Annotated in this window: 20 protein-coding genes; all 20 read left to right on the top strand. The window is 50.5% G+C overall.

Translation table 11 applies throughout. From position 1 onward, the window contains the following. Positions 1-129 precede the first annotated feature (129 nt). Complete coding sequence (gene kdsB, locus D888_RS0110425) at positions 130-894, top strand: 3-deoxy-manno-octulosonate cytidylyltransferase (protein ID WP_020676497.1); 765 nt, start codon at positions 130-132, stop codon at positions 892-894. 201 nt (positions 895-1,095) lie between these two features. Further along, a complete protein-coding gene (locus tag D888_RS0110420; RefSeq protein WP_020676496.1) occupies positions 1,096-2,697 on the top strand; it encodes a CTP synthase in 1,602 nt (533 codons plus the stop codon). Then, positions 2,698-3,516 (top strand): 3-deoxy-8-phosphooctulonate synthase, encoded by an 819-nt coding sequence (gene kdsA, locus D888_RS0110415; protein WP_020676495.1) that lies wholly within the window; start codon positions 2,698-2,700, stop codon positions 3,514-3,516. Between the two features lie 11 nt (positions 3,517-3,527). After that, positions 3,528-4,496 (top strand): KpsF/GutQ family sugar-phosphate isomerase, encoded by a 969-nt coding sequence (locus D888_RS0110410; RefSeq protein WP_020676494.1) that lies wholly within the window; start codon positions 3,528-3,530, stop codon positions 4,494-4,496. Further along, on the top strand, positions 4,496-5,020 hold the full coding sequence (locus D888_RS0110405) for a KdsC family phosphatase (protein ID WP_020676493.1): 525 nt from the start codon (positions 4,496-4,498) through the stop codon (positions 5,018-5,020). Before D888_RS0110410 ends, D888_RS0110405 begins: the two co-directional genes overlap by 1 nt. A gap of 10 nt (positions 5,021-5,030) precedes the next feature. Continuing rightward, the gene (gene lptC / locus D888_RS0110400) at positions 5,031-5,630 is read left to right on the top strand and encodes an LPS export ABC transporter periplasmic protein LptC (protein ID WP_020676492.1); all 600 of its coding nucleotides are present in this window, start codon (positions 5,031-5,033) and stop codon (positions 5,628-5,630) included. Then, positions 5,627-6,118: a lipopolysaccharide transport periplasmic protein LptA gene (gene lptA / locus D888_RS0110395; RefSeq protein ID WP_020676491.1), complete on the top strand. Its 492-nt coding sequence runs from the start codon at positions 5,627-5,629 to the stop codon at positions 6,116-6,118. The genes lptC and lptA overlap by 4 nt, the downstream gene beginning before the upstream one ends. Beyond that, positions 6,115-6,837, top strand: coding sequence for an LPS export ABC transporter ATP-binding protein (lptB, locus tag D888_RS0110390; RefSeq protein WP_020676490.1), 723 nt, complete (start codon positions 6,115-6,117; stop codon positions 6,835-6,837). The genes lptA and lptB overlap by 4 nt, the downstream gene beginning before the upstream one ends. 154 nt (positions 6,838-6,991) lie before the next feature. Continuing rightward, positions 6,992-8,425 (top strand): RNA polymerase factor sigma-54, encoded by a 1,434-nt coding sequence (gene rpoN, locus D888_RS0110385; protein WP_026362333.1) that lies wholly within the window; start codon positions 6,992-6,994, stop codon positions 8,423-8,425. 93 nt (positions 8,426-8,518) lie between these two features. Further along, on the top strand, positions 8,519-9,067 hold the full coding sequence (gene hpf / locus D888_RS0110380) for a ribosome hibernation-promoting factor, HPF/YfiA family (protein WP_020676488.1): 549 nt from the start codon (positions 8,519-8,521) through the stop codon (positions 9,065-9,067). An 81-nt stretch (positions 9,068-9,148) separates the two neighbouring features. Beyond that, complete coding sequence (locus D888_RS0110375; protein WP_020676487.1) at positions 9,149-9,604, top strand: PTS sugar transporter subunit IIA; 456 nt, start codon at positions 9,149-9,151, stop codon at positions 9,602-9,604. Positions 9,605-9,656: 52 nt separating this feature from the next. Beyond that, a complete protein-coding gene (gene hprK, locus D888_RS0110370; protein ID WP_020676486.1) occupies positions 9,657-10,631 on the top strand; it encodes an HPr(Ser) kinase/phosphatase in 975 nt (324 codons plus the stop codon). After that, complete coding sequence (gene rapZ, locus D888_RS0110365; RefSeq protein ID WP_020676485.1) at positions 10,628-11,488, top strand: RNase adapter RapZ; 861 nt, start codon at positions 10,628-10,630, stop codon at positions 11,486-11,488. Before hprK ends, rapZ begins: the two co-directional genes overlap by 4 nt. 55 nt (positions 11,489-11,543) lie before the next feature. Next, positions 11,544-11,954, top strand: coding sequence for a PTS sugar transporter subunit IIA (locus tag D888_RS0110360; protein WP_020676484.1), 411 nt, complete (start codon positions 11,544-11,546; stop codon positions 11,952-11,954). Positions 11,955-11,965: 11 nt separating this feature from the next. After that, the gene (locus tag D888_RS0110355; RefSeq protein ID WP_020676483.1) at positions 11,966-12,460 is read left to right on the top strand and encodes a PTS sugar transporter subunit IIB; all 495 of its coding nucleotides are present in this window, start codon (positions 11,966-11,968) and stop codon (positions 12,458-12,460) included. Beyond that, complete coding sequence (locus D888_RS23135) at positions 12,457-13,149, top strand: PTS sugar transporter subunit IIC (RefSeq protein ID WP_020676482.1); 693 nt, start codon at positions 12,457-12,459, stop codon at positions 13,147-13,149. Before D888_RS0110355 ends, D888_RS23135 begins: the two co-directional genes overlap by 4 nt. Next, positions 13,149-13,919, top strand: coding sequence for a PTS system mannose/fructose/sorbose family transporter subunit IID (locus D888_RS23130; protein WP_020676481.1), 771 nt, complete (start codon positions 13,149-13,151; stop codon positions 13,917-13,919). The genes D888_RS23135 and D888_RS23130 overlap by 1 nt, the downstream gene beginning before the upstream one ends. Positions 13,920-13,936: 17 nt before the next feature. Next, positions 13,937-14,200 (top strand): HPr family phosphocarrier protein, encoded by a 264-nt coding sequence (locus D888_RS0110340; RefSeq protein ID WP_020676480.1) that lies wholly within the window; start codon positions 13,937-13,939, stop codon positions 14,198-14,200. Beyond that, positions 14,181-15,962, top strand: a complete 1,782-nt coding sequence (ptsP, locus tag D888_RS0110335) for a phosphoenolpyruvate--protein phosphotransferase (protein WP_033423241.1) — start codon at positions 14,181-14,183, stop codon at positions 15,960-15,962. The genes D888_RS0110340 and ptsP overlap by 20 nt, the downstream gene beginning before the upstream one ends. A gap of 108 nt (positions 15,963-16,070) precedes the next feature. Then, the gene (metK, locus tag D888_RS0110330) at positions 16,071-17,240 is read left to right on the top strand and encodes a methionine adenosyltransferase (RefSeq protein WP_020676478.1); all 1,170 of its coding nucleotides are present in this window, start codon (positions 16,071-16,073) and stop codon (positions 17,238-17,240) included. Positions 17,241-17,271 lie beyond the last annotated feature (31 nt).

Here is a 17,271-nt window from a genome sequence, read left to right as displayed (position 1 = left end):
CCCTTCGGTTGCGCATGACGATCAGGGTGCTTAATAACTGACTGCCGGACTTTTGCCAGTCGTTGACAGTCTGGAAAATTCGCGTCAGTATCCCATTTCATCATGTCTGCACAGACGGAGAATCTAATCATGAAAGTTACCGCTGTTATTCCTGCCCGCTTTGCCTCGACCCGGTTTCCTGGCAAACCCTTGGCCCTGATTCTGGGTAAAACCATGATTGAGCACGTCTACCGGCGGACGCTTGCCGCGCAAACGATCGACCAGGTTCTTGTTGCAACCGATGATCAACGGATTTTTGACGAGGTTCTGGCCTTCGGTGGCGAGGTGATGATGACGCGTGGTGATCATCCTTCAGGGACGGATCGTCTGGCTGAAGTGGCGGCTAAAATTGACACGGATATTGTCGTCAATGTCCAGGGGGATGAACCATTGATTGTGCCGCAGATGATTGATGAAGCCGTACGCCCCTTACTGAATAATCCGGCCTTGCAAATGGGGACGCTCTGTAGCCGTATCGACCGGATTGAGGATTATCTCAGTCCCAACGTGGTGAAACTGGTTTGTGATCAGCAAAGCCGCGCACTTTACTTTTCGCGCGCCCCCATTCCTGCTCCGCGTGATATCCCGGCGGCTGAACTGGGCCAGCGTTTGAATGAATTGAATGCTCGCCGGCACATCGGCCTTTATGTTTACCGGAGAGAGTTTTTGCTGCGGTACCCTTTACTGCCCCAAACTCCGCTGGAGATATTGGAGTCTCTTGAGCAATTGCGCGCTATGGAGCATGGCATAGACATCCATGTGGCGCTGACCAGCTATGACTGCCATGGGGTAGACACGCCTGAGGATCTTCAGCGTGTTGCAGCGATTATGCAGCGCGAAAACCTCTCCTTATGAATCAACTGTCATGGGCTGGGACCATCGATTTCAACCTGGGCAGAATCAATCCTGATTTTTAGTCAGTTCAGGTCTATCCTCTGGGGCCTTTTTTGTGTAACATCGCTCCTTTCGGGCTGAGCTCAGCAAGACGGTCTTTATTGTGATTTTTGAGCCTCAGGTTAACTGTTTTTTTATCCTTCAAGGAGCTAGATTCTGGCTATGAAGACGAAGTTTCTCTTTGTCACCGGTGGTGTTGTTTCGTCCCTCGGAAAAGGGTTGGCCGCTGCGTCGATCGGCGCATTGATGGAGGCCCGTGGTCTCAAGGTATCGATGCAGAAAATGGACCCCTACATCAACGTTGATCCCGGGACCATGAGCCCGTTTCAGCACGGTGAAGTCTTTGTCACCGATGATGGCGCTGAGACCGATCTTGATCTGGGACATTACGAGCGCTTTACAACTGCGCTGCTCTCGAAAAAATCGAACTTCACCACGGGTCAGATCTATGATTCGGTCATCCGCAAGGAACGTCGGGGTGACTATCTTGGCGGCACTGTTCAGGTTATTCCTCATATTACCAATGAAATCAAAGAGAAGATCCTCGCCAACGCCAAAGGCGTAGATATCGCGATCATTGAAGTTGGTGGCACCGTCGGCGATATTGAATCTCTCCCTTTTCTGGAAGCGATTCGCCAGTTTCGTTCTGATCGCGGCCGCGATAATGTTTTGTATATTCATCTGACGCTGGTCCCGTATATTCAGACTGCCGGTGAGCTGAAGACCAAGCCAACCCAGCATAGTGTTAAAGAATTACGCGAGATCGGCATCCAGCCCGACCTGTTGCTCTGTCGTTGTGATCGCGAAATTCCCCACGATATGAAGGCGAAGATTGCCCTTTTCTGTAATGTTCCCGAGGATGCGGTTATTACCGCGCGTGACGTACCATCAATCTATGATGTGCCGCTTGCGTTTCACGAGCAGGGTCTTGATGAGCGGATCGTTGATTATTTGAATATCTGGACAAAGGCTCCTGATCTGGCTGCCTGGAAGCGGATTTCCAAGCGGGTCAGTGATCCCAAAAAATTTACGCGGATTGCAATTGTTGGCAAATATGTCGATTTAACAGAGAGCTACAAGTCGTTGGCCGAGGCTCTTACTCACGGCGGAATTGCCAATAATAGTAAAATTGAGCTGGAATATATCGATTCAGAATCGATTGAGCGGCTCGGCGTTAATGGTGTTTTTGATAAGGTCGACGGGATTCTTGTCCCCGGCGGTTTTGGCGAGCGGGGCAGTGAAGGGAAGATCGCGGCTATTCATTATGCGCGCGAGAATAATATTCCGTTCTTCGGCATCTGTCTCGGCATGCAGATGGCGGTGGTCGAATTTTCGCGTCATGTCTGCGGTATTGATGATGCCTATTCACGTGAATTCAATGAAGAGACCCAAAATCCGGTTATTGACCTGATGGAGCACCAGAAGAAGGTTGATACCAAGGGGGGAACGATGCGACTTGGGGCCTATCCTTGTGAATTGCAGGAAGGGACGCTGGCCCGTCGCATCTACGGGCAACAGCATATTGACGAGCGGCATCGGCATCGCTATGAGTTTAATAACGCTTACCGCCAGAAATTGACTGACTGCGGTTTGACCTTCTCGGGGCTTAATACCGAGGCCGATCTGGTTGAAATCGTTGAACTGAAGGACCATCCCTGGTTTCTGGCTTGTCAGTTCCATCCTGAATTTCGCAGTCGTCCGCTCGATCCTCATCCACTGTTTGAGTCCTTTATTGGTGCGTGCGTTAAAAAGCAGGGGAAATAGATGAAGATTGTCGAGATTGGCCCGGTTCACTGCGGGGGGGGACTGCCGCTGGTGCTCTTTGCCGGCCCCTGTGCTATCGAGAGCGAGGGGCTCTGTCTGCGCATCGCGGAGCGTCTCAAAATGCTCAGCGAAGAGTTGGGTTTCCCGTTGATCTTCAAGGCCAGTTACGATAAGGCGAATCGGACCTCGGTCGACTCTTTTCGCGGTTTGGGGATGGATGAAGGTCTGCGGATTTTGCAGAAGGTCAAGGATGAGTTTGAGCTGCCAGTGATCTCGGATGTTCACGATATCTCACAAATTAAAGCCGCCGCCCAAGTTCTGGATGTCTTGCAGATCCCGGCTTTTTTGAGTCGTCAGACCGACCTGCTGGTGGCCATCGGCCTGACCGGCAAACCGGTCAATGTTAAAAAGGGACAGTTTATGGCGCCCTGGGATATCGAGCATGGCATCGGCAAGATCCGGTCGACCGGTAATGAGCAAATTCTGCTGACCGAGCGTGGCGCGAGTTTCGGTTACAATAATCTGGTGACAGATATGCGTTCGCTTGTGATCATGCGCGAAACCGGCTACCCGGTGGTTTATGATGCCACTCACTCAGTCCAGCTTCCCGGTGGTGCCGGGGGGACTTCCAGTGGCCAGCGTCAGTATGTGGGAGCGCTGTCACGTGCGGCAGTAGCTACGGGGATCGACGGGCTCTTCTGGGAGGTGCATGAAGATCCGGACAACGCCCTGTGTGACGGTCCGAACTCACTCCCACTGGACAGCCTCAAGCAGATGCTGCAACAGATGATGGCGATTGATGCGCTGGTCAAATCCTGAGGATATCGGTAATGAAAATGATCGAATCAGCCAGAAGAGTTCTCCAGATTGAAGCGGATGCCGTATTGGCCATGATCCCACGACTCAATGGGGATTTTACCCGTGCGGTTCAAGCGATCCTGAAATGTGAAGGCCGTATAGTCGTGACCGGCATGGGTAAATCTGGGCTGATCTGTCAAAAAATTTCAGCGACCCTGGCATCGACCGGAACCCCGGCACTGTTTCTTCATCCCGCCGAAGGGATTCATGGCGATCTCGGCATGATGACCAAGAACGATCTGGTATTGGCGGTTTCAAACTCGGGCGAAACCGAAGAGATCTGTCGCATCCTGCCGGTGATCAAACGCATGGGGTTGCCCTTGATCGGCATGGCTGGAAATTCAAAGAGCACGCTTGCCCAGGCCTCAGATATTTTTCTTGATATCAGCGTGGCCGAAGAGGCTTGCCCCCTCGGACTAGCTCCCACCGCAAGTACCACTGCAACCCTGGCGATGGGGGACGCGTTGGCGGTTGTGCTCCTCGAGCAACGTGGATTTCGCGCTGAAGATTTTGCGCTCTTCCATCCTGGCGGCGCTCTTGGTAAACGCCTGTTGCTACGCGTTGAAAATCTGATGCATTCCGCAAATGCCATCCCGCGGGTCAACAGTGGAACCCTGTTGCGCGAGGCCCTTTTCGAAATAACCGAGAAACAGATGGGGGTGACGGGTGTCGTTAACGATGCAGGGGAGCTCCTTGGTGTCTTCACCGATGGTGACTTGCGACGTGTCATGGAGACGGGCCTGGAAAGTCTGAAAAAACCGATTGATGAGGTGATGACCAGCACTCCGAAACGGATACTGCAACGAAACCTTGCCGCCAAGGCGTTGCAGGTGATGGAAACCTATTCGATTACCTCTCTGTTTGTGTTTGCCGACGAGGATGGTCGGGTGCCTGTCGGAATTGTCCACCTACATGATCTGCTTAAGGCCGGAGTGGTTTGATGCAACGAAAAGCTGCCGGAATCAAACTTCTCCTGCTCGATGTCGATGGTGTGATGACCAATGGTCAGATTATTTATGATGGTGCTGGCAACGAATTGAAGATGTTTCACGTGCGTGATGGTCACGGACTTAAGCTGCTTCAGCGCGCCGGGATCAAGGTTGGAATTATCACCGGCCGCTCCTCTCAGGTCGTTTCACGGCGAGCTGCGGAGCTCGATATCGAAATCCTCTATCAGGGGGCCCTCAACAAGCTTGACCCCTATCTTGAAATTGTCACCCAGAGTGGTCTCAGGGAAGAGCAGATCGCTTACATGGGGGATGATTTGATCGACCTGCCTGTCCTGCGACGGGTTGGGTTTTCCGCTACGGTCGCCGATGCAGACGCTGATGTCAGAGGGCTGGTAGATTATGTTTCGAAGTTTTCAGGTGGGGCGGGTGCCGTGCGCGAAATTTGCGATCTGTTGCTGAAGGCGGGTGGTCACTGGGACGAGGTGACGGCGCGCTATTTCTCAGCCGACAGGTAGGGGCTGTTTCTTGGCCGCAGCAGGTAAAAGACGATTTCGGGCTCAGCGTCTGATCTTGGTGCTGATCCTTCTGGTGTTGTTTGGGTTGGTTGGAATGCTCTTGCGCAGTAATCTCTTTGACGCCCCGGTTACTGAGGTTATTGAAAAGCTTCCTGATAATGTTGATCTGGGTCTGGACAGGGTTCACTATAGTCAGAACGAAAACGGAGCCACCAGTTGGGTGCTTGATGCTGATCGTGCCGCATATCAGCGTAAAGAGGAAGAGCTGGTTTTAACCGCTGTCGAACTGACTTTTTTTAATGCCGGACGTTTTGGCGAGATGAAACTGAAGGCGGCGTCGGGTGTCCTTCATCGGCAGCAGAAGAAAATAGACCTCGCCGGAAACGTCCATATTACCATGAGTACCGGTGAAAACTTTCAGGCTGAAACCCTGCACCTTGATTATGCTCTAAAAATAGCTTCGACCAAGGATCCGGTGCGAATGTGGGGGCGTCAACTCGAGCTAACCGGAATCGGCATGCGCCTCGATCTGAATCAGGGGAAGTTGCAACTTCTCGAAAAAATCCATGCCCTGTTTGATGAACGTTTAAGTAAAGGAGCATCCAGGTGACTTATTGCAGTTGGTTCCTGCTGTTACTCTTAGCGGCTTCTCCGGCGTTTGCCTCCAATGCTCAGAAAGCAGCCTCCCCTGAGGGCCCGATCGAAGTAACATCCATGCGCATGGAAGCTGATCAGCAGGCGGGCAAGGTTCAGTTCATCGGGAACGTTGTTGGAAAACGTGGCGGGATGACTATTTACGCTGAACAGATGACCCTTTTTTTTATAGAGAATGAAACCGGTAGAAAGCTTGAGCGGATTGAAGCGACAGGGAAGGTGCGGATCGTTGATGCCGAACGGGTTGCTACCGCCGATCATCTGGACTTTTTGCAAGCGACTGAGAAAATGACCTTGAGCGGTCATGCCGAGGTTCATCAGGCCGGCAATCTTGTTGAGGGTGACGAAATTGAAATTTTTCTGCGTGAGAACCGATCTCTGGTCAAGGGCGGTCGGGAAGGCCGGGTTCGGGCTATATTTACCCCTGAACAGGAGAAAAAGTGAAAACTTTGCAGGCGCGAGGACTTGAAAAAAGCTACGCCGGCCGCAAAGTCGTTGGCGGCGTCGACTTAACGGTTTGTTCCGGCCAGGTGATTGGACTTTTGGGCCCCAACGGTGCGGGGAAAACCACCAGTTTTTATATGGTTGTCGGTCTGGCGCGGCCGGATGCCGGGCGGGTGTTCCTTGATGATATCGACTTGACCGATTTGCCGATGTATCAGCGTGCCCGGATGGGAATCTCCTATTTACCGCAGGAAGCGTCGGTCTTCCGTAAAATGACAGTTGAAGAAAATCTGCTGGCCATTCTCGAAACCCTCAACTTAAACAAATCTGAGCAGTTGGAGCGACTCGAATCTCTTCTTGAAGATTTTCGCATCGGGCATATCCGAAAATCCAAAGGTTTTGCTCTCTCCGGCGGAGAACGGCGAAGGGTTGAGATTGCACGCTCTCTGGTTTTAGAACCTTCATTCCTGCTTCTGGATGAACCTTTCGCCGGAATTGATCCTCTGGCTGTCATTGACATTCAGGGCGTTATTGGACAATTGAGAGATCGCGGCATAGGTATATTAATCTCAGACCATAACGTGCGTGAAACCCTTGGGGTCTGTGATCGGGCCTATATTCTGAATCAGGGGGAGCTTTTGGAATTCGGGACACCAGAGGAAATAGCCTGCAGCGAGAAGGCACGCACGATCTATCTTGGTGAAAAGTTTAGACTTTAAGGGTGAAATCTCAGGTTGAATCTCCAGAATTGAAAATAAGAGTTTTCCAAAGAATGAGAATTGGCACAGACTTTTCAGGCCGGGAATGATAAACTCTGTTTCGAGGGGATCGTTTAATGAATTGCCGGTGGGCAGAATCGGATAATACGTCTTTATGGCTTTAGATCTACGCTTACAAGTCAAGCTCAGTCAGCAACTTGTTATGACTCCCCAGTTGCAACAGGCGATTAAGCTGTTGCAGCTGTCACGGATGGAGCTGGTCGATGTTGTGACCGAGGAGTTGGCCGAAAATCCCTTGCTCGAGGAGGGAGATGACCAGCCGGTATCTGACCTTCAGTCCGAAGAGAAACCGGCCGTAGAAGAGGGTTCGGAAGAGATTAAAGGCGAATCGGAAGGGGTTGATGACATTGACTGGCAGACGTACCTCGAGGGTTACAGTCTCAGCAGTACAACAACCACCGATGTCTATGAAGATAACGAAGATCGGCCTTCATTTGAAAGCCTGCTTACCAAAAAAAGTACTCTCTTTGATCATCTGATGTGGCAACTCAATATGTCGAAGGTCCCTGAAGCTGAGCATCTGGCGGCGGCAGAGATTATCGGGAATATTGATGACGCCGGTTATCTGCACGCCAATCTTGAAGATATCTGCATGGCCACCTCCGTTACCGAGAAAATAGCTCAACAAGCATTAGATCGTGTGCAAATGTTTGATCCGGCTGGAGTCGCAGGGCGCAATCTGCAGGAGTGCTTATTGCTTCAATTAGAGCGACTGGGTTTGCAGGATTCACTGTCGGCCGTCATTTTACGAGATCACATTGATGATATTGAAGGACGAAAATATCCGGTGATTGCTCGTGCTCTGAAGGTCTCGCTTGACGACGTTCTGTTGGCGGCCAAAATCGTCTCTGAACTTGATCCCCGGCCAGGAAGAGCCTTTAATCAGGAAGATATCCATTATATCTCGCCCGATATCTTTGTGCATAAGGTTGGCGACGAGTACGTTGTTACCCTCAATGATGAGGGATTGCCGAATCTGCGGATCAACTCTTTTTATCGCAGTGCTCTGACCAACAGTGATTCGGTTGATAAAAAGGCCGGTGAATATATTCAGGATAAGATGCGCAGCGCCGTCTGGCTGATCAAGAGTATTCATCAGCGTCAGCGTACAATTTATAAAGTCACCAAAAGCATCGTAAAATTCCAACGGCAATTTTTTGAATACGGTATCGAACACCTGAAGCCTCTGGTGTTGCGCGATGTTGCTGAAGACATCGAGATGCACGAATCGACTGTCAGCCGTGTTACGACCAATAAATACGTTCAGACCCCTCAAGGTTTGTTTGAATTGAAATATTTTTTCAACAGCGGTATTTCCACTACAGACGGTGATTCTGTTGCTTCAGAAAGTGTTAAGATTCGGATTAAGGAGATTGTTGCAAAGGAAGACCCAAAAAAACCGCTCTCTGATCAAAAAATCGTTCAGTTGCTCAAGGAGAGTGACATCCATATTGCGCGTCGGACAGTCACTAAATATCGCGAAATGCTTGGTATCGGGTCTTCGACCGAACGGAAAAGATTGTTCTGAGCTCAGTCCTGAATTGAGGTACAACCCTGGCGGGTTCAGAAGAAATCAAAGAAACCGACCCGCGAGGGTCTCGCCACGAAGGAGGCATTGTCTATGCAAATTGCTGTAACTTTTCGTCATATGGAAACCAGTGACGCCGTCCGTACCTATATTGAGGAGAAGCTTTCCCGGGTAAAGAAATACATTGACGAGCCGATTGATGCTCAGGTTGTATTGTCGGTCCAGAAGAAGATTCATCATCGGGCTGAGGTGACCATGGTTGCCAAGGGCTTGACGATGAAAAGTTCCGAAGAGACAGCCGATATGTATTCAGCTATCGATCTGATGGTCGACAAGATAGAACGGCAACTGAAAAAATATAAAGAGAAGCTCAAACAACATAAAAGCAGTAATGCCGATAGCCGCCAGTTGAATAAATCGGTTCTCGTGGCCAGCAGCGTTGATGAAGGTGCGGCGGAACCTGAAATTGTTCGCAGCCACTCATTTTTTATAAAACCGATGTCAGTTGAAGAAGCGGTGATGCAGATGGATTTGCTCGACAAAAACTTTCTGGTTTTCACTGACGATCGATCCGCAGAGATGAATGTTGTCTATCGCAGAAATGATGGCAACTATGGACTGATTGTTCCACAGGATAGTTGATCAAGATAACTCGGCGATACCTGAATCCTTAAATGCTACAGGTGTCGCCTTTTTCTTTCTTTAAAAGAAACGATTTGAACCATGAAAATTAGTGAGATATTGGACCCGAAGGCAATTGTGGCGAATCTGCAGGCAACTGGTAAAGATGCTGCTCTTGCCGAATTGACCGATGCCCTGTTGACAGTCGCTCCAGGTCTTAAGCGTGATGACGTTTTAAAGGTCCTGCACGAGCGTGAGCGCCTGGGGAGTACCGGTATCGGAGATGGGGTTGCTATCCCACACGGCAAACTGAAAGGGATGCCGTCTTTGATGCTGGCATTTGGCCGGAGCACTGTGGGGGTTGATTTTGAATCGATGGATGGGCAACCGGCGCATCTTTTTTTCTTGCTGCTGGCACCTGAAGAGTCTGTCGGGGTTCATCTGAAAGCCCTGGCGCGAATTTCTAAACTGTTGAAAGATGTCACGGTACGTCAATTGATGATTAATGCAACCAGTGCAGAAGAGATCTACCAGCTTATCTGTGAGCGCCAAGAGTAATCTATCGCCTTCAATTACCTAGACCTTCATACGGAGAGTGCTTTCTGCCACTATGATAGAGTTAACGATTCAGGAGATCCTTGAAGAGCGCGAAGCGGGCCTCGACCTCCAGCTTCTCGCGGGGGCAGAAGGACTTTCCCGTACCGTTTCGGTTCCCCGAATTCAAAAACCTGGCCTGGCTTTGGCGGGCTATAATGCCAATTTGCATCCTGATCGAATTCAGGTTCTCGGGTCTACGGAACTGAGTTATCTCTCCCACCTTTCCGAAGAGAAAGCCGTTGAGGCGGCCAACGCACTGTGCGGTCTCGATCTCGCTTGCCTGGTAGTGACCAAAAATCAGGAAATTCCCGATTATCTGCGGAAAGAAGCGGATTCCCACCATATCCCGCTTCTGCGAACCTGCCATTTAAGTTCAGATTTTATCTCCCTGATTACCAAATATTTGGAAGAGCGACTCTTGCCAACAACGACGCTGCATGGCGTGCTGCTTGATGTCTTGGGCGTAGGCGTTCTTCTTCAGGGAAAGAGCGGTATCGGCAAGAGTGAATGTGGCCTCGATCTGATTCTGCGTGGATACCGACTGGTTGCTGATGATGTTATAAAGGCCAGACTTAAACTTCCCTCGGTTATTTTTGGCGAAGGGATGGATTTATTGCATTATCACATGGAAATTCGCGGGCTGGGGATTATCAATATCAAGCACCTGTTCGGTGTGGCAGCGATCCGTGAACGCAAGAAAATTGATCTTGTCCTGGAACTGGTCGAATGGGAACAGGGCAGGGAATATGACCGGTTGGGCCTTGAACAGGATTTTTATGTGGTGCATGGGGTTGAAATTCCGATGATGCGCATTCCTGTTCGTCATGGGCGCAATATCAGCACAATTGTCGAAGTTGCAGCACGTAATCAACTCCTCAAGGAGATGGGATATCATAGTGCCCTGGAGTTTCAGCATCTGCTTGAAAAACGGATGGCAGAGGCCGCGCGTCTGCATGCCCATACGATCATCGGAGACAACCTTGAATGAGTAAGAGGCCGGTCTATATTCTTACCGGGCTGTCCGGTTCGGGAAAAAGTACCGCAGCCCAGGTCCTCGAAGACCGGGGTTTTTTTGTCATAGACAACCTCCCTTTGCCGCTGCTTCCCCGATGTCTTAAGTTGACCAGCAGTCGTCTGGAGGCAGCGCAGGATCTGGCTGTTGTCATTGATGTCAGGAATCGCGATTTCTTGCTCCAGTACGATGCGATCCTCAAAGAGGTCGCAGCTCTGGGGCATCCAATGCAGATTATATTTTTTGAAGCATCAGATGAAATTCTGCTGCGGCGCTACTCTGAAACACGCAGAAGGCACCCTTTGGCGTCTGTGGATAATTTAAGTCAAGCGATCAGCCGTGAGCGTGAGTTGCTGCAGGAGGTGCGAGGGGGGGCAACCCGCGTAATTAACAGTAGCGGGCTAAGAACCCAGCAACTCAAAGAGATGCTGCTGAATATCATCGACAATAGCGAAGCTCCGCCATTGATGTTGCAGATTGTTTCTTTCGGCTATCGATATGGGGTTCCGACGGATGCCGATCTGGTGTTTGATGTACGGTTTCTGCCCAATCCCCACTATGTCCCTGAATTAAAAGCTCTGACCGGTCTAAATCTGGAGTTGCAGAAATATGTTCTGGAAAAGGATGATTGTCAGGCATTTATAGATCATCTTGACCGTATGCTCGCATTTCTGCTCCCTTGCTATTATCGTGAAGGAAAGAGCAATCTGACCTTGGCGATCGGTTGCACCGGGGGGCGGCATCGAAGTGTTTCATTGGTTGAGGAATTTGCGCGGCGTCTCGGAGGACAGGAAATTCGCGTGCAGGTTCATCATCGTGATATCGAGAAATAATGAATTATAAAATGAGTTCCAGACAGGGATCTCTTACTCTGTATAATGGATTTCCATGATCGGTCTTATTCTCCTGACACATGGGCAGATGGCAATTGAGTGTTTGCGCACTGCCGAAATGATTATCGGCCCGGTTAACGCCTGCGTTGCCCTTACTCTCGACCGAAGCTGTGCGGTCGAGGTCGCGACTCGTGAGCTGGCTGTAGCTATTGCCGATGTTGGAGCTGACGCGGACGGCGTGCTGATTCTGACCGATCTGTTCGGTGGAACACCGACCAATATCGCGGCTGAATTTCTTGATGAGGGAGTTGTTGAAATCCTGACCGGTTTCAATTTGCCGATGTTGATCAAGGCGGCGAGTGCCAGACAGGGTAAACCCCTGGCTGAGCTGACTGGGTTTTTACGCGACTATGGACAGCAGGCGATTCTGCGACCTGCTGATCTTCTTAATGGACAACGTCAATAGCCGGAGTTTGGATGAGTATTGTTCTAACCCGTGTCGATAATCGACTGATTCACGGTCAGGTCCTTGAGGCCTGGCTCCCTTTTATTCATGCCAACTGCATCGTCGTGGCGAATGATGAAATTTCTTTGTCACCATTGAAGCGCATGATGATGGAGGCTTCTGTCCCTAGCCGTGTGCGTGTTGAAATCGGCAGTGTCGGTGAAATCGCACAGCTCTTTGAGTCTGGGGAATTCGATGAATTCAAGGTGTTACTTCTGTTCGCGACGACATCCGATTGTCTCGAAGCATTGCATGCCGGACTTAAATATGAGCGTTTAAATCTAGGGAATCTTCATGCTGGACATGGGAAAGCTCAGTTCAGCTGTACAGTTTTTCTGGATCCTGAAGATGTTGAAAACCTTGAGCTGATCGATCAGGCCGGTGTTGAAATATCGGCCCGATGTATTCCCGCGGACACAGAGCGTAACTGGCGGCGGCTGATTCCGTCGAAGAGGGTGGAGAGTTGATTTTTACTGAACTCTCCATTGGAGCCGTAGTTGCCCTGATCTGTGGACTCGATCGTACGGCCGCGTTCCAGATTATGATTTCCCGGCCGATTGTCGCTGCTCCCCTGGTCGCCTGGTTGCTTGGGGACATTAGTGCTGGACTTGAAATCGGTCTGATGGTTGAGCTTCTCTGGCTCGCTCGGTTGCCGGTTGGTGCTGCTATCCCGCCTGATGATACCCAGGTTTCTATCGCGGGGACGGTGCTGGCTGTCAGCCTGGGGAGAGCCCTCGGACAAAGTGGTCTGGAATATCAGCTTCTTTGCCTGCTGATTGCGATCCCTTTAGGTAAGTTTGGCCAGTTTTTTGATCGTTACGCACGCCAATACAACGGCAGCAAAGTGGCTTTAAGTGACGTATATCTTGAAGCTGGTAATTTCCGCGGCATGGAACAGTTGCACCGTTTGGGAATCTGTTGCTTTTCTCTCGCCGCCCTTGGGACTTATCTGGTGATCATCTGTGGCGGCTTGTTGATAATCCCGATCCTGGCACCCCTGTTAATCCCTTCTATCGGTGAAACGGCACAGTGGTTGCGACTTGATCTGCCATTAGTCGGAATCGCCGTTCTTTTAGGGACGGCCAATGTCAGTCGATCCCTGACCCTGTTTGGAGCCTCTTTCGGAATGGCTTTTTTATTGATGTGGCTGGTGTAATGCAGAAACTCAGCAAATGGAAACTCTGCCATGTCTGGTTGCGACTTTTGCTTTTGCAGGGGAGCTGGAATTTTGAGCGTCTGCAAGGCGGAGGCTGGTTTTATGCCCTGATTCCTGTGCTGCGCTTGCTTTATGGCGAGAAGGAGTTGCAGCGGATCGCGCGTGATCATGTCGGGTACTTTAATACCCACCCCTACCTCGCCCCCGCTGTGGCCGGCGCAGTTATTCGGATGGAATTGGACCGTGCCAGAGGGAAAGAAGCGTCACTGGGGATCGCAGAATTCAAGAAGATGGTCGCTGCGCCCTATGCCGCTGTGGGGGACGCCCTTTTCTGGGGAGGGCTGAGACCGCTCGCTGCTGGTGTTGCCATACTGCTCGCGTTAAAAGGCCTGTTTTTTGCGCCGATTGTTTTTTTGCTTCTGTTTAATGCTTTACCGCTCTGGTTTCGGATTGCGGGTTTTTTAAGTGGATATGAGCTTGGAATCAAATCGGTCGAATTTTTACAGCGGCGAAAACTGCCTGACCTGGCAATTCGAGCCAAAGAAACTTCGGTTGTGCTCTTAGGGGGAGTAGCGGCTTTTATGGTTTTTCAACTTCTGGAGGAGAAACAAAAACCGATCTGGCTCGGGTTTCTCGCCGTCCCGGCTGTTCTGTTTTTCGGATATCTGGCCAGACGCGGGGTCTCTACCCTGTTGCTGGTTCTATTGTCGTCTGGACTGATTCTGCTTTGCAGTCTTTTTTCCGCTGATGTTGCGGTCTGGCTGCCCTGAAAATAAGGGGATTTTTCTTGCAAAAAAGTTTTATGATCGTCAACCGTTTAGGCCTTCATGCCCGCGCCGCTGCGCAATTGGTGCAAACTGCCAATCGTTTCAGAAGCGAGGTTCTCGTCGAAAAAGAGGGGATTGAGGTCAATGGCAAAAGTATCATGGGGATTCTGCTTCTCGCTGCCCCCAAGGGAACACCGATCTCGGTGACTGTTGCGGGAGAGGATGAAATTGATGCTATGGCAGCGCTTGCAAATCTGATCGAGGATGGTTTTGGGGAAGACTGAAGTTCAAGAGGATACCTATTTGGTCGGACTGGGCGTTTCACCCGGAATCGGGATCGGTCGGATCTATCTATTGAATCGTCTGTCGCATGTCGCAGAGTGGTCGATTGATGCGGCTGAGATCGATGCTGAAATTTTACGTTTTCATAAGGCAATCGCTGAAGCCTCGGAACAGCTTCTCGAGGTCAAGCAGAAAGTCGCTCGCCAACCTCACCTGCGTGAACATATCTATATTCTCGACACTCACCTTCTTATTCTCAAAGATGAAATGTTGACGGAACGGACAGAAAGTCTGATTCGACAACAGATCAATGTTGAAAGCGCCCTTGATCAGACGCTCAGACACCTGAGGCTCATGTTTGAGACGATCGAAGACGACTATCTGCGCGAACGCAGTTCGGATCTTGATGCCGTAGGACATCGTTTGCAACGGATTTTATCCGGGGGTGTTGATTCAACGCTGGAAGAGATCAAAGAAAAATCCCTGGTCGCAGCGCACGATCTATCTCCAGCTGACACCATGCAGTTAGATAAAAACAAGGTAGTTGGTTTTATGACTGATCGCGGAGGTAAAACTTCGCATACGGCAATTCTGGCGAGATCTCTCGGCATCCCGGCAGTAGTCGGTCTTGATTCGGCGACTGCAATCGTTGCCGGTGAGATGCCTGCGATTATCGACGGGACTACGGGTGTCGTGGTACTCAATCCGAGTGAGGCCACTTTTGTTGAGTACTTAAAACGAAAATTGGCTTTTGAGTACCTGGAGAAGGAACTCTCGAGCTATCGTGACCTCCCTGCTGAAACCTCCGACCATATCGGGGTTGAGTTGCGGGCAAATCTTGAATTGCTCTCAGAGGTCTCCTCCGCCAGGAATGATGGGGCCGTAGGGATCGGTCTCTATCGTACTGAATTTCTTTACATGAATCGTGAGCAGCCTCCAGATGAAGAGGAACAGTTCGCAACCTACAGTGAGATGGTTCGAAGTTTCTCCCCGCATCCGGTGACAATTCGAACCCTCGACGCCGGCGGTGACAAATTTGTGTCGGGTATCGTCATTGACCAGGAAGACAATCCCGCCATGGGTCTGCGCGCTATTAGACTCTCGTTGCGAAATATTGAATTTTTCAAGGTTCAATTACGCGCAATTTTACGTGCCTCGGCACATGGTCAGGTGCGGATCATGTTTCCGATGATCAGCGGTGTCGCTGAGATTCGGGCCTGCCAGCGGATTCTAAAGACGGCAAAGAATGAGTTGACAGAGCAGGGGATACCTTACGATCCGAAAATTAAAATCGGTATTATGATTGAAACTCCCGCCGCAGTAATGATTGCACCGCTTTTGGCCAAAGAGGTCGATTTTTTTTCCATTGGCACCAACGACCTGATTCAATATTGCCTGGCGGTGGATCGCAGCAACGAGCACGTTGCCTATCTTTATGAACCTCTTCACCCTGCGATCCTGTGGGCATTAAAAGCGGTTTGTGATGCCGCGCATGCTGCGGGAATTGAAGTGAACATGTGTGGTGAGATGGCGGCGGAGCCGATGTACGTCCCTGTGTTGCTTGGCCTTGGGTTGGATGAGCTGTCGATGAACCATGCCTGTATCCCGCGCGTTAAACGGGTTTTGAGAAGTATGAAACGTTCCGATTGTGAAGTGATTTTGCAGACGCTGATGCAATTATCGACGGGTAAGGAAGTCGCAGCCTGTCTCGACCGTAAAATGCGTAAGTTACTGCCGGAGCTGTTCGGCGAATTCATGATTTGACCAGATTTGAATCTGGAAGAGAGGTCACATGTTGACTCTCGCCCCTCTTTTTGCTTAGTATTACCGGCTGTTCAAGGCTGAAAACTAAAGACTGGAGATATCTGAACAATGGCAATGACCAATTTTCTCTTTACCTCAGAATCTGTCGGCGAAGGACATCCCGATAAGGTTGCTGATCAAATTTCTGACGCAATTCTTGATGCCATTCTGACTCAGGACAAAATGGCGAGGGTTGCTTGTGAAACGCTGGTTACAACAGGAATGGCCGTTATCGCAGGTGAAATTACGACCACCGCTTATGCCGATTTCCCGTCGATCGTGCGGCAAACTATCAAAGATATTGGCTACAATGATTCTTCTATGGGCTTTGACTATGAAACTTGCGCGGTCTTGACTTCAATCGACCAGCAATCCCCTGACATCGCGCAGGGCGTTTCTGAAGGGGAGGGTCTTTATACTGAGCAGGGCGCTGGTGACCAGGGACTGATGTTCGGGTTCGCCTGTAACGAAACTCCGGAATTGATGCCGATGCCGATTATCCTGGCGCATAGGTTGACCAAGAAATTGGCCGATGTGCGCAAAAGCCGTCAACTTCAATTTTTACGTCCGGATTGCAAATCCCAGGTCTCAATCCAGTATGTTGATGATCAACCAGTGCACATTGATACCGTTGTCCTCTCGACACAACATACCCCTGATGTCAGTTATGCCGATTTGAAAGAGGCGATTATCGAAGAGGTTATTAAACCGACTCTGCCTGCGCATCTCATTAACGACAATACCCGCTACCTGGTTAACCCGACCGGCCGTTTCGTGGTCGGGGGGCCGATGGGAGACTGTGGACTGACCGGCCGCAAGATCATCGTCGACACCTACGGTGGGCACGGCTCCCATGGTGGCGGTGCTTTCAGCGGCAAGGACCCATCCAAGGTTGATCGCAGCGCATCTTACATGGCACGATATGTCGCCAAAAATGTTGTAGCCGCCGGTTTTGCGACCAAATGTGAAGTTCAACTGGCTTATGCTATTGGTGTTGCCGAGCCGGTTTCAGTGATGATCAACACCTTTGGTACCGGGGTCATCCCTTCAGATGAAATCGCACGCTTTGTCCAGGCGGAGTTTGATATGCGCCCGGCCGCAATCGTTAAACAACTCGACCTTTTGCGTCCGATTTACCTTCAGACTGCTGCCTACGGACATTTTGGACGTGAACTTCCTGATTTTTACTGGGAGCGCAAGGATCGTGTGGATTCCCTGCGAAGTCGCGCCGGGCTCTAACACGGGTTTTAATGCTGTTTTAAAAAGGGCG

Origin of the sequence: Geopsychrobacter electrodiphilus DSM 16401, from assembly GCF_000384395.1 — a bacterium.
Lineage (GTDB): Bacteria > Desulfobacterota > Desulfuromonadia > Desulfuromonadales > Geopsychrobacteraceae > Geopsychrobacter > Geopsychrobacter electrodiphilus.
This window is presented reverse-complemented; position numbering and strand designations above follow the sequence as displayed.